Source organism: Actinomadura formosensis (assembly GCF_050948385.1).
GTDB lineage: Bacteria > Actinomycetota > Actinomycetes > Streptosporangiales > Streptosporangiaceae > Spirillospora > Spirillospora formosensis.
Map to the genome: position 1 here is coordinate 1,917,643 of NZ_CP192011.1, position 15,504 is coordinate 1,933,146.

Here is a 15,504-nt window from a genome sequence, read left to right on the forward strand (position 1 = left end):
GGGCATGGGGAGCAAGCCGAGAACCCGTGCGGTCGCAGGCCGCCGTCCGTCCTTCTTGGATGGTTTGGCGGACGGCGGGCCTCCCGGCGGGTGTGGAGCGCGTCCGGTGCCCCACTTCGCCGGGCGCGCGAACAGCGGGGCCCCGCGCACCTCATCAATGCGCGGGGCCCCGAAATCCTCCGGTCAGCCGGTGACGAGCTCGCCGTCCTCGTCGTCGGCGAAGCCCGGCACCCACTTCAGCGACTCGGCGCGGGCCGGGATCTCGCACTCCAGCTGGCACAGCACGCCGGTGCCCGCCGACAGCACCCGGTGGATGATCACGTACTCGGGCGGCAGGTTCAGCTGCCGGACGACGTTCGACGGATGCAGGTCGGTGACGCGGGCGGCCATGTCCCGCAGCCACTCCCGGTTGAACTTGAACGTCTCGGTGACGAACGGCTCGGTGATCGGCGCCAGGAACGCCTGCAGCGACTCGGCGTCGACCTCCACCCCGTCCCGGATGAAGTCCTCCCGGCGCAGCGCCTCCTCGATCTCGTCGATGTCGGCCATCGTGCCGATGCGCAGCAGCAGCCCGAGCCGCCGCTGGAAGCCGCCCGGGATGCGGTCGACCGCGCCGAAGTCGAGGACGCCGAGCCGGCCGTCCTCCAGCAGCCGGAAGTTGCCGGGATGCGGATCGCCGTGCAGCATCCCCGACCGCTTCGGCCCGGACAGCAGGAACCGGCAGTACAGCAGCGCCGCGTGGTCGCGGGTCTCCTGGTCGCCCTCGCTGATGATCTTCGAGAGGGCGGTGCCGTCCATCCATTCGGTGATCAGGACGTTGCCGGACTGCGCGATGACCTCGGGAATGGAGAAGTCGGGGTCGTCCAGGTAGGCGTTCCGGAAGATCGTCTGGGACTCGGCCTCGATCGTGTAGTCGAGCTCCTCGACCACCCGCTCCTTCAGCTCGGCGAGCATCGCCTTGACGTCCAGCCCCGGCATCAGGACGCCGAACAGCCGGCCGAGCCGGGCGAGCTGGTTGAAGTCGCTGATCAGCGCCTTGCCGGCGCCCGGATACTGCACCTTCACCGCGACGGCCCGGCCGTCGTGCCAGACGGCGCGGTGCACCTGGCCGATGGACGCGGCGGCGGCCGGCCGGTCGTCGAACGAGTCGAAGTAGTCGCGCCAGTCCGCGCCGAGGAACTCCTCCAGCACCGCGTGGACGGTCGACGCGGGCAGCGGGGGAGCGGCCTCCTGCAGCCTGGTCAGCGTGGCCCGGTACGGGCCGGCGATCTCCGGCGGCAGCGCGGCCTCGAAGATCGACAGCATCTGGCCGAGCTTCATCGCCCCGCCCTTGAGCTCGCCCAGCACCTTGAAAAGCTGCTCGGCGGTCCGCGCCTGGATCTCCATCGCGACGGCCTCGGCCGGCTTGCCGAAGGTCCGCTTCCCGACGCCGAGGGCGGTGCGTCCCGCGAAGCCGATGGGGAGGGACGCAAGCTTTGCTGACCGCGTCACCGCGCGGCGGGGGAGATCGCTCACGCCGTACATTGTCGGTGATCGACTGTCGTTTACGCCACAACCATCCGCAACTATCGTCGGCCCCGCCCCCGGCGCACTTCTTTGACCTGCACAAATATTGTAAGTGTGCGCTTTCTCACGGGGAGGGCGGGGGTGGGCGGCCCCATGCCGAGCAGCATTCGGTAGCGTGCGGGCCATGTCCGGAGAGTCCGCCGATGTGCTGCTGGCCGAACGCCGTCCCGACGGGATCGCCGTCCTCACCCTGAACGACCCCGGCCGCCGCAACGCGATGTCGGACGAGATCACCGCCGCGTGGCGGACGGCCATGGCGGACCTGCGCGCCGACACCGGGCTCCGCTGCGTCGTGGTGACCGGCGCCGGAAGCGCGTTCAGTTCCGGCGGCAACCTCTCCTGGCTGGCCGATACGGGTTCCGTCGCCGTCCCGCCGCTGCGCGACCGGATGCTGGAGTTCTACCGGACATGGCTTTTGATCCGCGGCCTTGAGGTGCCGACGATCGCCGCCGTCAACGGGCACGCCGTCGGTGCCGGGCTGTGCCTCGCGCTGGCCTGCGACCTGCGCTACGCGGCGGACGACGCCAAGCTGCTCGCCCCGTTCACCGCCCTCGGCCTGCACCCCGGCATGGCCGCGACCTGGCTGTTCCCCGAGGTGGCGGGCTTGCCGCTGGCCCGCGAGATGCTGCTGGCCGGACGCGTCCTCACCGGCGCCGAGGCGGCGGCGCACGGATTGGTCAACCGGGCCGTCCCGCGCGAGCGGGTACTGGACGAGGCCCTCACCGTCGCCGCGAAGATCGCCGCGCAGGCGCCGATCGCGACGCGGCTCACCAAGGTCGCGCTCGCGAACGGCGGCCACGCCGACATGGAATCGGCGCTGCGCTGGGAATCGCTCGCGCAGCCGGTCACGATGTCGTCCAAGGACATGCTCGAAGGACTGGCCGCCCGGCAGGACAGGCGCAGCCCCGAATTCACCGGCGAGTGAAGCCGCCTCCACCGGTCGCGGGGATTTCCGCAAAGCCCCCGGAGTCGGTCAAAACATAGGTGCTGACCTGCGGGAACATCAAACACCCCTTTTGGTGGACGCAAAATTTCGAGTACGGTTCGAGCGTGCCCCCTAACGTTGAGGTCCGTCGCAGCAGCAGGCGCAGGCGCACCGTGTCCGCCTACCGCGACGGCGACAAGGTGGTGGTGATGGTGCCGTCCAGGCTGACGAAGGCCGAAGAGGAACAGTGGATCGCGACCATCCTGGAACGCCTGGAGGAGCGCGAACGCCGCCGCCGGCCCACCGACGCCGACCTGCAGTCGCGCGCCCGTGAGCTGTCCCGCCGCTACCTGGACGGCCGCGCCGACCCCGTCAGCGTGCGCTGGGTCGCCAACCAGCGCACCCGCTGGGGCTCCTGCACCCCGGACGACCGCACGATCCGGCTGTCCACCCGGCTGCGCGGCATGCCCGGCTGGGTCGTCGACTACGTCCTCGTGCACGAGCTGGCGCACCTGCTCATCCCCGGACACGGCGCCGACTTCTGGGAACTGGTCGGCAACTACCCGAAGGCCGACCGCGCCCGCGGCTACCTGGAGGGCGTCGCCGCCGCCGCGCACCTGCCGCTCGAAGCGGACACACCCGACGACGAGATCACCGGCGTCCACCACGGCGACGGCCTGCACCCCGGGGACGAGTTCCCGCACGAGGCCGCCGGGTGACCGGCGTCCCCGACCGGGTGCCGGGAACGTCCCGCTTCGCCGCGGTGCTGGCGTTCCCGCCCCGGCAGGCGCACGCCCCGCCCGGGATCGACCCCGACGAGTTCCGGCTCGCGCTGCTGGAGGACACCTACGAGGCCGTCGCCGGGCTCGAACTGGTGACGCCCGCGCTCGTCCTCCACCCGCCCGACCAGCCGGACGCCGAGGCCGTCACCTGGCCCGGCACACCGATCGTCCGGGAGGCGACGCTCGCCGGCGCGTTCGCGGCCCTGCACGCGCTCGGCGCCGGGTCCGCCGCGCTGATCGCACCGGACGCCCCCGACCTGCCGCCGCTGCTGATCGGCAAGCTGTTCCGCGCCCTCGGCAGCGCCCCCTCCGCCGCCTGCCAGGCCGAGGGCGGGACGGGCGCGCACGGCCTCGTCGCGCTCGCCGCGCGGCTCCCGCTGCCGGACTGGCTCGCCACCGCCCTGCACGATGTCGATCTCGACACCCCGGACGCCCTGGCCCGGCTGCGCGCCGCCGCACCGCGCCCCGGGGCGATGCCGCAGGGCCCCGGCTGGCACCGCCTGCGCACCGCCGCCGACCTGCGCTTCCTCGACCCGGGCCTGGAAGGCTGGGAGAACACCCGCGCCCTGCTGGAAGGCCACCCGCTCGGCATTTGACGGCGTCAGCCGCGCGCCGGCACCGCCCGCGCCACCAGCCGCCGGACGGCGTCATCGGCGGACTCGGGAAGATCGTCCACGGGGAACCAGCGAAGATCGTCCGACTCGTCCGACACCGCGTGCCGGGCACCGTCCGGAGCGATCGCGACGTACTGGACGTCCAGATGCCAGCTGCCCCGCGGATGGCAGCGGACCGCATGCCGGTCCAGCCGAACGGGCTCGGGCAGCAGCCGCAGGCCCCCGATCCCCGACTCCTCCGTCGCCTCCCGCAACGCCGCGTCCGCGAGCGTCACATCGCCCGGCTCACAGTGCCCGCCGAGCTGCAGCCACGCCTTCACCTTCGCGTGCAGGGTCAGCAGCACACGCGACCGGGACGCGTCGAGGACGGCGGTGCTGGCGGTGAGATGACCCGCCGCGCACTCCCGCCACATCCCCGCCACGGGATGCTCCTCCAGATGCCGCAGGAACTCCCGCCGGAGCCGATCCTGCCCGCCATCGGGCGCCCGCCACGACGAAAGCACCCGCACCGCGTCGTCGTACAGCGGCGTCACCGACCGGGCGCTCACCGGGAGATCCGGATCACGCGCGGCCGACGCGCGGGTAGCGGGAGTTGTCGGGGCGGCGGCGCCGCCGCTCCTGGTCGAACGGGCGCTGCCAGCACAGGCTCGCCCGCGTGACCCGACGCCTGACCGCGTTCGCGGACGACCCGGGCTCGTAGCTGCAGCCGTTCACCCGGGACAGGCGCGGCCGGCTCATGCGCGCGGCCCGCCGTCGGCTGGACCGGGCCCGTCCTCAGGCCCCTTGTCGTCGGGCTTCTCCTCGTCGGGCTTCTCGCCCTCCTCGCGCGCCTTGGTGAGGTTGGACAGGTCCAGGTCGGACAGGCCCTCGATCTCGTCGCGTCCGTGCACGAAACCGTCCGGGTCGTCGAGGTCGTCGGCCGTCGGGAGCAGGTCCGGGTGGTCCCAGACGGCGTCCCGCCCCTGCGTGCCGCGCGCCTCGGTCAGCGACCGCCACAGCGCCGCGGCCTCCCGCAGCCGGCGTGGCCGCAGCTCCAGGCCGACCAGCGTCGCGAACGTCCGCTCCGCCGGGCCGCCGGTCGCGCGGCGCCGCCGCACCGCCTCGGCCAGCTTCACCGAACCGGGCAGCCGCCCCTCCGCGGCCTCGTTGACGACCGTGTCGACCCAGCCCTCGACCAGCGCGAGCGCCGTCTCCAGCCGGGCCAGCGCGGCCTTCTGCTGCGGGGTCTCCTCCGGCTGCAACTGGATCTCGCCGCCGAGCGCCTCCTGGATGGCCTCCGGATTGCTCAGATCAAGCCCCTGCACGGCCTGCTCGATACCCGACAGATCGACGGTGATGCCGCGCGCGTAATCCTCCACGGCGCCCAGCAGATGCGAGCGCAGCCACGGGACGTGCATGAAGAGCCGCTGGTGCGCGGCCTCCCGCAGCGCCAGGTAGAGCCGGACCTCGTCGGCGGAGACCTCCAGGCCCTCGCCGAAGGCCTCCACGCCGGCGGGCAGCAGCGCGCCCACGCCGTCCGGCGCCAGCGGCAGGCCCACGTCGGCCGAGCCGGTCACCTCGCGGGCCAGCGCGCCGAGCGCCTGCCCGGCCTGGCCGCCGACCATCGCGCCGGCCATCTGCTTGACCATGCCGATCAGCGGGCCGGCCATCGCCTGCATGTCGGCGGGGATCTCGCCGCCGCCGAGTACCCCGCCCATGGAATCGACCATGCGGGTCGCGATCGGGTCGCACACCTTCGCCCACACGGGCAGCGTCTGCTCGATCCATTCGGACCGGCTCCACGCCTGCGGTGTCCGGATGCCGGCGGGCAGCGTCGTCCGCTCGTCCAGCCACAGGTCGGCCAGGCGCAGCGCCTCCTCGACCTGCCGGCGCTCGGCGTCGACGACCGACGGGTCGCCCTGCTCCACCACCGTGTGCCGCGCGATGTTCTTGGCCAGGTCCCAGTTCAGCGGGCCGCCGCCCCCGCCGCCCGCACCCTGCGCGCCGATCATGTCGGCGAACCGGTGCAGCATGTCGGCGAACTGCGCCATGTCGCCGCCCATGCCCTTGAATGGATCCTGGGGCCGGTTGTCGTCTCCGTCACCGGGACGGTTGAAGCCGAAGGGAGTGTCGCTCATCGGATCGCCCCTGGGATGCATGATGGGCTCATATCCGCAACGTTAGCCGGTCTCGGCAAGGTCGCGTACTCAAGGAAGGGGGCAGCACCGTGGCAACGGGCAAGGTTCGCCCTCGGCGTAGCAAGGGCCCGGTCGTCGCCGTCACCGGCGCCGCCTCCGGGGCGGGACGGCTGCTGGCCGCCCGGCTCGCCGAACGGGAAGAGATCCGCAAGGTCGTCGCCATCGACGGGCACCGCGGCGACGTGGCCGGGGTCACCTGGCGCGTCGTCGACATCCGGGATCCGCTGCTGTCCGGCCGGCTCTCCGACGTCGACGTACTCGTCAACCTGGACATCGAGCGGTCCCCGGACGTGGACCCGCGCGACCGCCGCACCCACAACGTCCGCGGTGCCCAAACGGTCATCACGGCCGCCGCGGCGGCCCGCGTCCGCCGGGTGGTCCTCGTCACGTCCGCGATGGTGTACGGGGCCGGGCCGGACAACGAGGTGCCGCTGAACGAGGACGCGCCGCTGCTCGCCGAGGCCAGCACCAGCATCGCCGGCGACTACCTGGAGATGGAGGAACTGGCCGCGACCGCGCCCGTCACCCATCCCGGCCTGGACGTCACCGTCGTCCGGCCCGCCGCGCTCGTCGGGCCCGGTATCGACACCGTCGTCACCCGCCACTTCGAGGCGCCCCGGCTGCTGTCGGTCAAGGGCAGCACGCCCGGCTGGCAGTTCTGCCACATCGAGGACCTCGCGTCCGCCCTGGAGGTCGTCGTCACCGACGCGGTCACCGGGCCCGTCGCGGTCGGCTGCGAGGGCTGGCTCGGCCCGGACGAGGTCGCCGAGATCACCGGCAAGCGCAGCTTCGAACTGCCGGCCGCCCTCACGTTCGGGATGGCGCAGCGGCTGCACCGGCTCGGCATGACCCCCGCGCCCGCCACCGACCTGCACTACGTCGCCTACCCGTGGGTCGTCGACTGCGCGCGGCTGCGCGCCGCCGGCTGGAAGCCGCTGTACGACAACGCCGCCGTGCTCCGCGTCCTGGTGGAGGAGACCGCGGGCCGGCACGCCGTCGTCGGCCGCCGCGTCGGCGGCAAGGAGGCCACGATGGCGACCGCCGCGGGCGCCACCGTCGCCGCGATCGGCGCGGCCGCCGCCATCCGGCGCGCCCGCCGGCGCCGCCGCTGAGCCGGGCCCGTCCCCGTACGGGGACGGGCCGGTCAGCCGGCCGGGGGATTCGTGCTCGGCGACGGGCTCGCCGACCCGGACGGTGCGGCCGACGGGGACGGCGACGGGCTCGGCGACGTCTTCGGCGCCGCCCGGCCCGCCGTCGCCAGCGCCGCCTGCGCGTCCTTGATCCGCTTCCAGGCGTCGCCCATGCCCGGGTAGTCGCCCTTCTTCTGGGCGTTCTCGTAGTCCGTCACGGCCTCGTTCAGGTCGCTGATCGCCTTCTGCGCCGCCGGGCTCAGCTGCCCGCCCGGCGTCGGCTGCGGCGAACCGGACTGCGCGGGCGAGCCCGCCCCGCCGAGGACCTGGTCCAGCGCGTCGTCGAAGGTTTCCGCGGCGGCGATGTTCTTGCCGTACTGGACCAGGACCTTCCCGAGAATCGGGTACGGCTGCTGCTCCTTGCCCCCCGCAGCCTTGGTGTACATCGGCTCGACGTACAGCAGGCTCCCGCCGAACGGGATCGTCAGCAGGTTGCCCGGCACGGTCTTCGTCCCGCCGAGCCGCAGGGCGTTGATGTCGCTCTTCACCTGCGAGTCGGTCTCGAACGAGTTCTGCACCTGGCCCGGGCCCGCCGGCTGCGCGTTCCGCGGCATCTGCAGGATCTGGATCTGCCCGTAGTCGCGTCCCGGGGTGGACCCCACCGCCATGAACGCCGCCAGCTGCGGGTTGCCGCGCGGGTTGAACACCGTCGTCAGCGAGAACGACGAGGCGTCCTGGCCGGGCATCCGCAGGCTCTGGTAGTAGGGCGGCTGCCGCTTGCCCTTCACCGTCGGGTCCTGCGGCACCTCCCAGAAGCCCTCGGCGTTGTAGAACGCCGACGGGTCGGTCACGTGGTAGTTGGTGAGGATCTTCCGCTGCACCTTGAACAGGTCCTGCGGGTAGCGGAAGTGGGACTCCAGCTCCGGCGGGATCGACGAACGCGGCTGGACGGTGTCCTTGAACACCTTCATCCACGTCTTCGTCACCGGGTCGTTCTCGTCCCACTGGTACAGGTGGACACTGCCGTCATAGGCGTCGACCGTGGCCTTCACGGAGTTCCGCATGTAGTTGATGTGGTCGTTCGCCTGCCGCGCCACCGCCGACCGCGTGTCGGTGATGGTGTCGCGGGTGGCCTCCCCGAGGCTCATCTGCTCCGAGTACGGGTAGCTGCTGGACGTCGTGTAGCCGTCCACGATCCACAGGATGCGGCCGTTCACCACCGCCGGGTACGGGTCGCCGTCCAGCGTCAGCCACGGCGCCGCCTTGTGCACCATCTCCCGCGGCGACCGGTCGTACATGATCTTGGCGCCCTTGTTGATCGCGCCCGACAGCAGCAGGTTCTTGTCCTGGAACTTGGTCGAGTACAGCAGCTTGCGGAAGAACGAATCGACGTAGACGCCGCCCTGCCCGTCATAGGTGCTGCTCCGCTGCCCCGCCTTGCTGTCGTCGGGATAGTTCAGCTCCTGCTGGCCGCGTCCGCCGACCACCGAGTACGCCGGCGGGCGCTCCCCGAAGTAGATCTCCGGCCGGGCCACCTTGATCTGCTGGTTCGAGGACGCCGGCATGTCCCGGGTGATGAAGTTCGGCTCCCGGGAGTCGAGCCGGTCACCGTACGCCGACACGAAGCCGTAGCCGTGCGTGTAGACCATGTGGTCCTTGATCCAGCTGCGCTGCCCCTCCGGCGCCCCGGACAGCTCGCGGAGCGCGACCACCGTGTCGACGAGCTCGCCGTTCACCGTGTAACGATCCATGTCCAGCGTGTCGGGGAACTTGTAGAACGGGCGGATCCGCTGAAGCTGCTGGAACGTCTCGCCCACCACATTCGGGTCGAGGACACGGACGCCGCTCTCCCTCAGCTTGGCGGCCTCCTCCCGGAGCTTCTTCTCGTCCGTCACGGGCGTCGACCCGTACGGGACGACCTTCGCCCCGTCCACGCCGTAGGCCGCGCGCGTGAACTTGATGTTGCGCTCGATGTACTGGCGCTCCTTGGCCAGCTCGTCCGGCTTCACCTGGAACTGCTGGATCAGCAGCGGATACACCCCGCCCAGCAGGATCGCCGACAGCACCAGCAGCGTGAACCCCACCCCGGGCAGCATCATCCCGCGCCGCAGCAGGTTGCCGAAGAACATCGCGGCGCACAGCAGCGCGATGACGGCGAGGATCGTCTTCGCCGGCAGCAGCGCGTTGACATCGGCGTAGGACGCGCCGGTCGCCACGCCGCGCTCCGAATGCACCAGGCCGTACCGGTCGAACCAGTACGCGACCGCCTTCAACAGGATGAACAGCCCGAACAGCACCGACAGGTGCGCCCGCGCGGGCGGGCTCGCCTTGTCGCCCGGCCCCTGCAGCCGCAGCCCCCCGTACAGGTAGTGCACGATCACCGCGGCCAGGATCGACAGGATCACCGTCGCGAAGATCACACCGAGCACGAGCCGCAGGAACGGATACGTGAAAACGTAGAACGAAACGTCCCGGTGGAACTGCGGATCCTTCACGTTGAACGGCGTCCGGTTCAGGAACGCCAGCCACACCGGCCACTGGCCCGCGACCGACGACCCCGTCAGCACCCCCAGCAGGCCCAGCAGCACACCGGAGATCAGCCGCCGCCGCGGATCGATCACCGAGCGGTACCGCTCCAGGCCCTGCTGCTCCACCGACAGCGGCCGGTACGCCGGACGCAGCCGGTACGCGATCACCACGTTCGCGCCCACCAGCAGCGTGATCAGCAGCCCCGCCCCGAAGAACAGGACGGCCTTCGCCTGCAGTTGCGTCGTGTAGACCGACGAAAAACGGATGGAGCGGTACCAGAGCAGGTTCGTGTATATCGCCGTGAAGACCAGGAACACGATCAGCAGCGCGGCCAGCGCCACCAGAACCGGCAGCACAAGCCGCGTCCGTCCGGTACCAAGCCGGCGCCCGAAAGCGGGAGTCCGGAAGGTCAAGTGGCCCCTCCGATCAAGATCTCGCCCACCGGCCGCCCGCCGGTGCTGTAGATGCAACTTACCGACAGGGAGGGGGGTTCCCGTCAGCACCTTGCGCCGATTGGGGGAAAGATGGTCCCGTGAGCCTTCTGGAAGAAGTCGTGCTGGACCTCGAACGTCATTCGGCCCAGGAGGGCTGGGACAGCGCGCCACGCCTCTACGCCCTCGTCCGGAGCACCGAACTCCGCCGCACGGAACCCGAACTCGCCGACCAGCTCGGCCTGACCTCCGACGCGGACACCCTCGCCGCCCTCGAACAACCCGCCCTCCCCGAAGAGGACGCCGTCGAGGACGCCCTCGCCTCCATCGCCTGGCCCGACACCGTCGAAGGCTGCGCCATCATCATGGAACGCGTCGTCCTCCCGCCCGAAGCCGAAGCGGACATCCCCGAGGACGAGGCCGAAGCCGCCGCCTACGCCGCATCCCACCCCAAGCGGGAAGACGTCCGCATGGTCGTCGGCGTCCTGCGCGACGGCGCCCGCCACTCCGCCCTCCGGCTCCGCCGGCACGACAGCGACGACGAAGTCCTCGCCGGGCCCGACCTCGTCCCCGCCCTCGCCGAAGCCCTCGCCGCCACCTTCGAACCCGACGAACCCGGAACCTCCCACGGCGAATAGGCCGCGCCCAGAGAGGTAGCCTGCGGAACGTGACCCAAAGCGTTGAAGCCGAGAACGTCATCCGGCTGATCGGCGTCCGCGACACCCCCCTGTCCGTCGACGAGGTGTACAACGCCGTCGGCGCCCCCGGCGCCGGCGGCATCGCCGTCTTCGCCGGAACCGTCCGCGACACCGACCACGCCCGTGCCGTCAGCGCCCTCGCCTACAGCGCCCACCCCACCGCCGAACGCGAACTCCGCGCCGTCATGGAGAAAGTCGCCGCCGACCTCCCCGTCCTCGGCCTCGCCGCCGTCCACCGCGTCGGCGACCTGGACATCGGCGACATCGCCGTCGTCGTCGCCGCGTCCTGCCCGCACCGCGCCGAAGCGTTCGCCGCCTGCCGGCGCCTCATCGACGACCTCAAAGCCACCGTCCCCATCTGGAAACACCAGACCTTCACCGACGGAGACGACGAGTGGGTCGGGGCCTGCTGAGCCCCCCGACCGCATAGAGTTTCCGACATGTCTCGTCGTGCCACCACGCTCACCGTCGCGAGCGTGCTCGTCCTCCTGCTCGCCGTCATCGGGTCCGTCATGAGCGTCCCCTACGTCGCGCTGATGCCCGGCCCCACGAGCAACACCCTCGGCACGAACGACAAAGGCCAACCCCTCATCCGCATCGAAGGGCGCCAAACCTACCCCGACCAGGGGCACCTCAACTTCACCACCGTCACCTACCGCGGCGGGCCCGGCGGCCGCATCGACCTCTTCACCGCCCTGCGCGGCTGGCTCGACGGCGACATCGCCGTCGTCCCCGAGGAGACGATCTTCCCCAAGAGCGAGTCGCCCAAAGAAGTCGACCAAGAGAACACACGCGCGATGCAGGACTCCCAGCAGAACGCCGAAGCCGCCGCCCTCCACGAACTCGGCGTCCCCGTCAGCACCCGCGTCATCGTCGACGGCGTCCAGAAAGGACGCCCCGCCGACGGCGTCCTGCGGCCCGGCGACGAGATCACCGCGCTCGACGGCACCGCCGTCACCAGCGTCTCCCAGGTCACCGGCCCCATGGCCAAGCGCAAAATCGGCGACACCGTCACCCTGACCTACAAGCGCGACGGCAAAGAGAACAAGGCCACCCTCAAGACCGTCGCCGACCCCACCGGCAAACGCGCCGTCGTCGGCATCGTCCTCTCCGAGCAGTACAAGTTCCCCTTCAAGATCGACATCAGCGTCGGCGACATCGGCGGCCCCTCCGCCGGCCTCATGTTCTCCCTCGCCATCTACGACAAACTCACCCCCGGCCCCCTCACCCAAGGCAAATTCATCGCCGGCACCGGCACCATCACCCCCGAAGGCGAAGTCGGCCCCATCGGCGGCATCCAGCAGAAAATGATCGCCGCCCGCAAAGCCGGCGCCACCGTCTTCCTCACCCCCCAGAAGAACTGCGCCGACGCCCTCGCCGCCCGCCCCGACGGCCTCCGCCTCGTCCGCGCCGACACCCTCCACGGCAGCATCCAAGCCATCAACGCCCTCAACACCGGCAAAGGCCAAGTCCCCGCCTGCACCAAATGACATCCCGTACCAACCACCCCTGCCGATGCCATAGACTTAACTCAACACCGCGGGGTGGAGCAGTTCGGTAGCTCGCTGGGCTCATAACCCAGAGGTCGCAGGTTCAAATCCTGCCCCCGCTACTGGTCCTAGGGTCCTCCTGGTCGCAGGCTTCGCCTGCTTCCCCAGGGGGACCCTTCGCATTTTGTCCGGGGGGCGACCCCCGGAGGCCCCCGTGCCTCCGCCATCCCCCGCCCGCCCGCCCCTGGGGCTCCGCCCCTAGACCCCCGACGCTGGGGCTGGGGTGGGGGGGTGTCCCTTGATCCCCCTTTTCGGGGGTGGTGGGGGGCTTGTCGTGTGTGCTTATGATCCGGCATTCACCGGTCTTACCTGGGGTTTTGTGGGGAAGGTGGCGGTTGTGGCTGAGTCGGTGGCTCGGGCTCGTCAGCACTCTGTGGGGGATCTGCTGCATCGGACGGCGCGGCGGTATCCGGCCAGGGTCGCCGTGGTCGACGGGGACCTGCGGGTCACGTACGCGGAGTTCGACGTCGCGGTCAACCGGGCCGCGCACGCGCTGGCGGCACGGGGACTCGGCAAGGGGGACCGGATCGCGCTGCTCAGCCATAACTGCTGGCAGTACGCGGTGCTGGCGTTCGCCACGGCCAAGCTCGGGGTGGTGCTCGTCCCGGTCAACTTCATGCTGAACGCCGACGAGATCGCCTACATCGTCGGGCATTCGGGGGCGTCCGGGATCATCGCGGAGGACGCGCTCGCGGCCACGGCCGAGAAGGCGCTCGCCACGGCCGGGGTCCGGGACGGTGTGCGCGGGTGGATCGGGCTCTCGGGCGCCGCGCCCGCCGAAGGGTGGGAGGACGTCGACCCCTGGTGGCGGGAAGGGCCCTCCTCGGCGCCTGACGTCCTCGTCGGGGACGACGACCCGCTGCGGCTCATGTACACGTCCGGCACCGAATCGCGGCCCAAGGGCGTCATGCTGACGAGCCGCTCGCTGATCAGCCAGTACGTGAGCTGCGTGATCGACGGGGAGATGAGCGCGGACGACGTCGAGGTCCACTCGCTGCCGATGTACCACTGCGCGCAGCTCGACTGCTTCTTCTCCGTCGACGTCTACCTGGGGGCCACCAGCATCATCCTGCCGGTGCCCGACCCGGCCGCGCTGCTGGAGACGATCGAACGGGAGAAGGTCACCAAGCTGTTCTGCCCGCCGACCGTCTGGATCTCCCTGCTGCACCACCCCGACTTCGACGAACGCGACCTGTCGAGCCTGCGGAAGGGGTACTACGGCGCCTCGCCGATGCCCGCGGAGGTCCTGCGGGAGCTGATGCGGCGGCTACCCGATGTGCGGTTGTGGAACTTCTACGGGCAGACCGAGATGGCGCCGCTCGCGACCATCCTGCGGCCCCACGAGCAACTGGAACGTGCCGGCGGCGCCGGGCGTGCGGCCATCAACGTCGAGACCATGCTCGTCGACGACGACGGGAACCCCGTGGCGGCGGGCGAGATCGGCGAGATCGTCCACCGCAGCCCGCACGCGACCCTGGGGTACTACCGCGACGAGGAGAAGACCGCCGAGGCGTTCCGGGGCGGCTGGTTCCACTCCGGTGACCTCGGGATCATGACCGAGGACGGCTATCTGTCCGTCGTCGACCGCAAGAAGGACATGATCAAGACCGGCGGCGAGAACGTCGCCAGCCGCGAGGTCGAAGAAGCCATCTACGAGCTGGAAGGCGTCGCCGAGGTGGCCGTCTTCGGGATCAGCCACCCCCACTGGATCGAGGCCGTCACCGCCGTGGTCGTCCCCAAGGCCGGCGTTGATCTGAGCGTTGCGGACGTGCATGCGCACGCTCGTGAACGGCTCGCCGGGTACAAACGCCCGAAGTACGTCGTGCTCGCCGACGCGCTGCCCAAGAACCCCAGCGGCAAGATCCTGAAGCGGGAACTCCGCGAGCACCATGCGGGACTGGCCGAGTCCCCGTGAGCGGTGGCCGGCCGTCGCGCTGAATGATCATGCTTCGGGTCAGCCGGTGTCCTGCTTGAGGTGGGGGGCGAGGGCTAGGGCCAGATGAAGGGTCAGGCGGTCCTGGCCGCTGGCCAGGGACAGGGACGTCAGTTCCTCTATGCGGCGCAGGCGGTGATAGAGGGTCTGGCGGTGGATGCTCAGGGTCTTGGCCGTCCGCTGGACGCTGCCTGCCAGGTCCAGGTAGGTGCGGGCCGTGTCGGTGAGATCCGGGTATTCGAGGAGGCGGTCGATCCCCCGGGTCCGGGTGGCCTGGATCAGGGCGTCGTCGCCGGCGGTGCGGAGAAGACGGAGGACGCCCAGCGACGTCCAGTCGCGGGTTTCGCCGGGGGCGGCGGTGCGGGCCGCCACGCGGGCGCGGAGCCAGCCTTCGTGGACGTCCTCCAGGGTCGGGCAAGGGGAGTACACACCTGCCCGGACGGAAACGTGGCGTTCCTCCAGGAGGCGGCGGGCCCTGGCGAGGGTCGTCGGGGTGGGGGTCGAGGCGGGGATCACGAGGATGTGGTCGCGTTGCCAGACCGTGGTCAGGACGGAGTGGGGGAGCTGCCAGGGGTTGAGTGGTTCCGGGCTCGGGGTGCGCAGGACGGCCACGGTGAGGGGTGTGTCGGGGGCCACGGCCTCGGCCACGTCGCTCGCCGCCCGGGTCCGGACGTCGGGGTGGGTGGAGAGCAGGCCGGCGACCTTCAGACCCAGGTCATCGCGTTCTCTGGCCTGGCGGGCCATGAGGAGGCCGGCCCGTTCGCAGAGGGGCATCGCGCGGGCCGCCTGAGCGTCCGTTATCCGCTGCTCGTCGTCCAGGAGCCACAGGTAGCCGTAGGTCACGTTGTTCCAGCGGACGGGCAGGCAGAGGCGGCCCAACTGGCCGAGGGACGTGTCGGCCGGGATGCGCACCGGGCCCGTCGCGCGCGCTATGCCGTGGCGTTCGAAGCGGGCGCGGACCGCGTCGGACGCGCGGCGGTGCAGGATCGAGTCCATCCGGACGGGATCGATGGTGTCGCCGTGGGCCGCGTAGGCGACGAGATGGAAATCGCGGTCCTCCAGGGTGGCGGGAGCACGGAGGAGATCGGCCGCCTGTTCCACGATCTCCTGGAGGTCCGGGGCCATGCGTCCTGCCTTCGTACATTCGTATGAAGTACCACGGGACTGAA

Annotated in this window: 14 protein-coding genes and 1 tRNA gene; 9 read left to right on the forward strand and 6 right to left on the reverse strand. The window is 71.0% G+C overall.

Annotated features, from left to right (window positions below):
• Positions 1–183: 183 nt before the first annotated feature.
• Entirely contained in the window at positions 184–1,515 is a 1,332-nt protein-coding gene (locus ACQP1N_RS09040) for an ABC1 kinase family protein (protein ID WP_067801863.1), read from the reverse strand.
• Positions 1,516–1,690: 175 nt separating this feature from the next.
• On the opposite strand from ACQP1N_RS09040, the gene ACQP1N_RS09045 reads away from it, so the two are divergent.
• The 3 genes from ACQP1N_RS09045 to ACQP1N_RS09055 all read left to right on the forward strand — a co-directional run bounded on the left by ACQP1N_RS09045 (position 1,691) and on the right by ACQP1N_RS09055 (position 3,869).
• The gene (locus tag ACQP1N_RS09045; protein WP_067801786.1) at positions 1,691–2,491 is read left to right on the forward strand and encodes an enoyl-CoA hydratase/isomerase family protein; all 801 of its coding nucleotides are present in this window, start codon (positions 1,691–1,693) and stop codon (positions 2,489–2,491) included.
• 173 nt (positions 2,492–2,664) lie between these two features.
• Positions 2,665–3,210, forward strand: a complete 546-nt coding sequence (locus ACQP1N_RS09050; RefSeq protein WP_084263175.1) for a M48 metallopeptidase family protein — start codon at positions 2,665–2,667, stop codon at positions 3,208–3,210.
• Positions 3,207–3,869, forward strand: coding sequence for a hypothetical protein (locus ACQP1N_RS09055; RefSeq protein ID WP_242608865.1), 663 nt, complete (start codon positions 3,207–3,209; stop codon positions 3,867–3,869). Before ACQP1N_RS09050 ends, ACQP1N_RS09055 begins: the two co-directional genes overlap by 4 nt.
• Positions 3,870–3,874: 5 nt before the next feature.
• Here ACQP1N_RS09055 and ACQP1N_RS09060 read toward each other — a convergent pair whose 3' ends face one another.
• The 3 genes from ACQP1N_RS09060 to ACQP1N_RS09070 are packed head-to-tail and all read right to left on the reverse strand — an operon-like array spanning position 3,875 to position 6,004.
• Positions 3,875–4,435 (reverse strand): NUDIX hydrolase, encoded by a 561-nt coding sequence (locus ACQP1N_RS09060; RefSeq protein WP_242608866.1) that lies wholly within the window; start codon positions 4,433–4,435, stop codon positions 3,875–3,877.
• Between the two features lie 13 nt (positions 4,436–4,448).
• The gene (locus ACQP1N_RS09065; protein WP_433230389.1) at positions 4,449–4,625 is read right to left on the reverse strand and encodes a hypothetical protein; all 177 of its coding nucleotides are present in this window, start codon (positions 4,623–4,625) and stop codon (positions 4,449–4,451) included.
• Positions 4,622–6,004 carry a zinc-dependent metalloprotease gene (locus ACQP1N_RS09070; RefSeq protein WP_433230392.1) on the reverse strand — a complete coding sequence of 461 codons (1,383 nt, stop codon included), beginning with the start codon at positions 6,002–6,004 and terminating at the stop codon, positions 4,622–4,624. Before ACQP1N_RS09070 ends, ACQP1N_RS09065 begins: the two co-directional genes overlap by 4 nt.
• An 89-nt stretch (positions 6,005–6,093) precedes the next feature.
• Between ACQP1N_RS09070 and ACQP1N_RS09075 the strand changes: the two genes are divergently transcribed.
• On the forward strand, positions 6,094–7,176 hold the full coding sequence (locus tag ACQP1N_RS09075) for an NAD-dependent epimerase/dehydratase family protein (protein WP_433230395.1): 1,083 nt from the start codon (positions 6,094–6,096) through the stop codon (positions 7,174–7,176).
• A 32-nt stretch (positions 7,177–7,208) separates the two neighbouring features.
• Here the strand turns inward: ACQP1N_RS09075 and ACQP1N_RS09080 are convergent, their stop codons facing one another.
• Positions 7,209–10,079: a UPF0182 family membrane protein gene (locus tag ACQP1N_RS09080; protein WP_433230398.1), complete on the reverse strand. Its 2,871-nt coding sequence runs from the start codon at positions 10,077–10,079 to the stop codon at positions 7,209–7,211.
• A gap of 176 nt (positions 10,080–10,255) precedes the next feature.
• On the opposite strand from ACQP1N_RS09080, the gene ACQP1N_RS09085 reads away from it, so the two are divergent.
• The 5 genes from ACQP1N_RS09085 (at position 10,256) to ACQP1N_RS09105 (ending at position 14,317) form a co-directional block, all read left to right on the forward strand.
• Positions 10,256–10,792: a PPA1309 family protein gene (locus ACQP1N_RS09085; protein ID WP_433230401.1), complete on the forward strand. Its 537-nt coding sequence runs from the start codon at positions 10,256–10,258 to the stop codon at positions 10,790–10,792.
• Between the two features lie 29 nt (positions 10,793–10,821).
• Positions 10,822–11,265: a molybdenum cofactor biosynthesis protein MoaE gene (locus tag ACQP1N_RS09090; RefSeq protein WP_433230403.1), complete on the forward strand. Its 444-nt coding sequence runs from the start codon at positions 10,822–10,824 to the stop codon at positions 11,263–11,265.
• A 27-nt stretch (positions 11,266–11,292) separates the two neighbouring features.
• Positions 11,293–12,342, forward strand: a complete 1,050-nt coding sequence (locus ACQP1N_RS09095; protein ID WP_433230406.1) for a YlbL family protein — start codon at positions 11,293–11,295, stop codon at positions 12,340–12,342.
• Between the two features lie 48 nt (positions 12,343–12,390).
• Positions 12,391–12,464 (forward strand) — tRNA-Met (locus ACQP1N_RS09100).
• A gap of 275 nt (positions 12,465–12,739) precedes the next feature.
• Complete coding sequence (locus tag ACQP1N_RS09105; protein WP_433230408.1) at positions 12,740–14,317, forward strand: acyl-CoA synthetase; 1,578 nt, start codon at positions 12,740–12,742, stop codon at positions 14,315–14,317.
• A 39-nt stretch (positions 14,318–14,356) separates the two neighbouring features.
• Here ACQP1N_RS09105 and ACQP1N_RS09110 read toward each other — a convergent pair whose 3' ends face one another.
• Positions 14,357–15,460, reverse strand: a complete 1,104-nt coding sequence (locus ACQP1N_RS09110; RefSeq protein WP_067807795.1) for a PucR family transcriptional regulator — start codon at positions 15,458–15,460, stop codon at positions 14,357–14,359.
• Between the last annotated feature and the right edge of the window lie 44 nt (positions 15,461–15,504).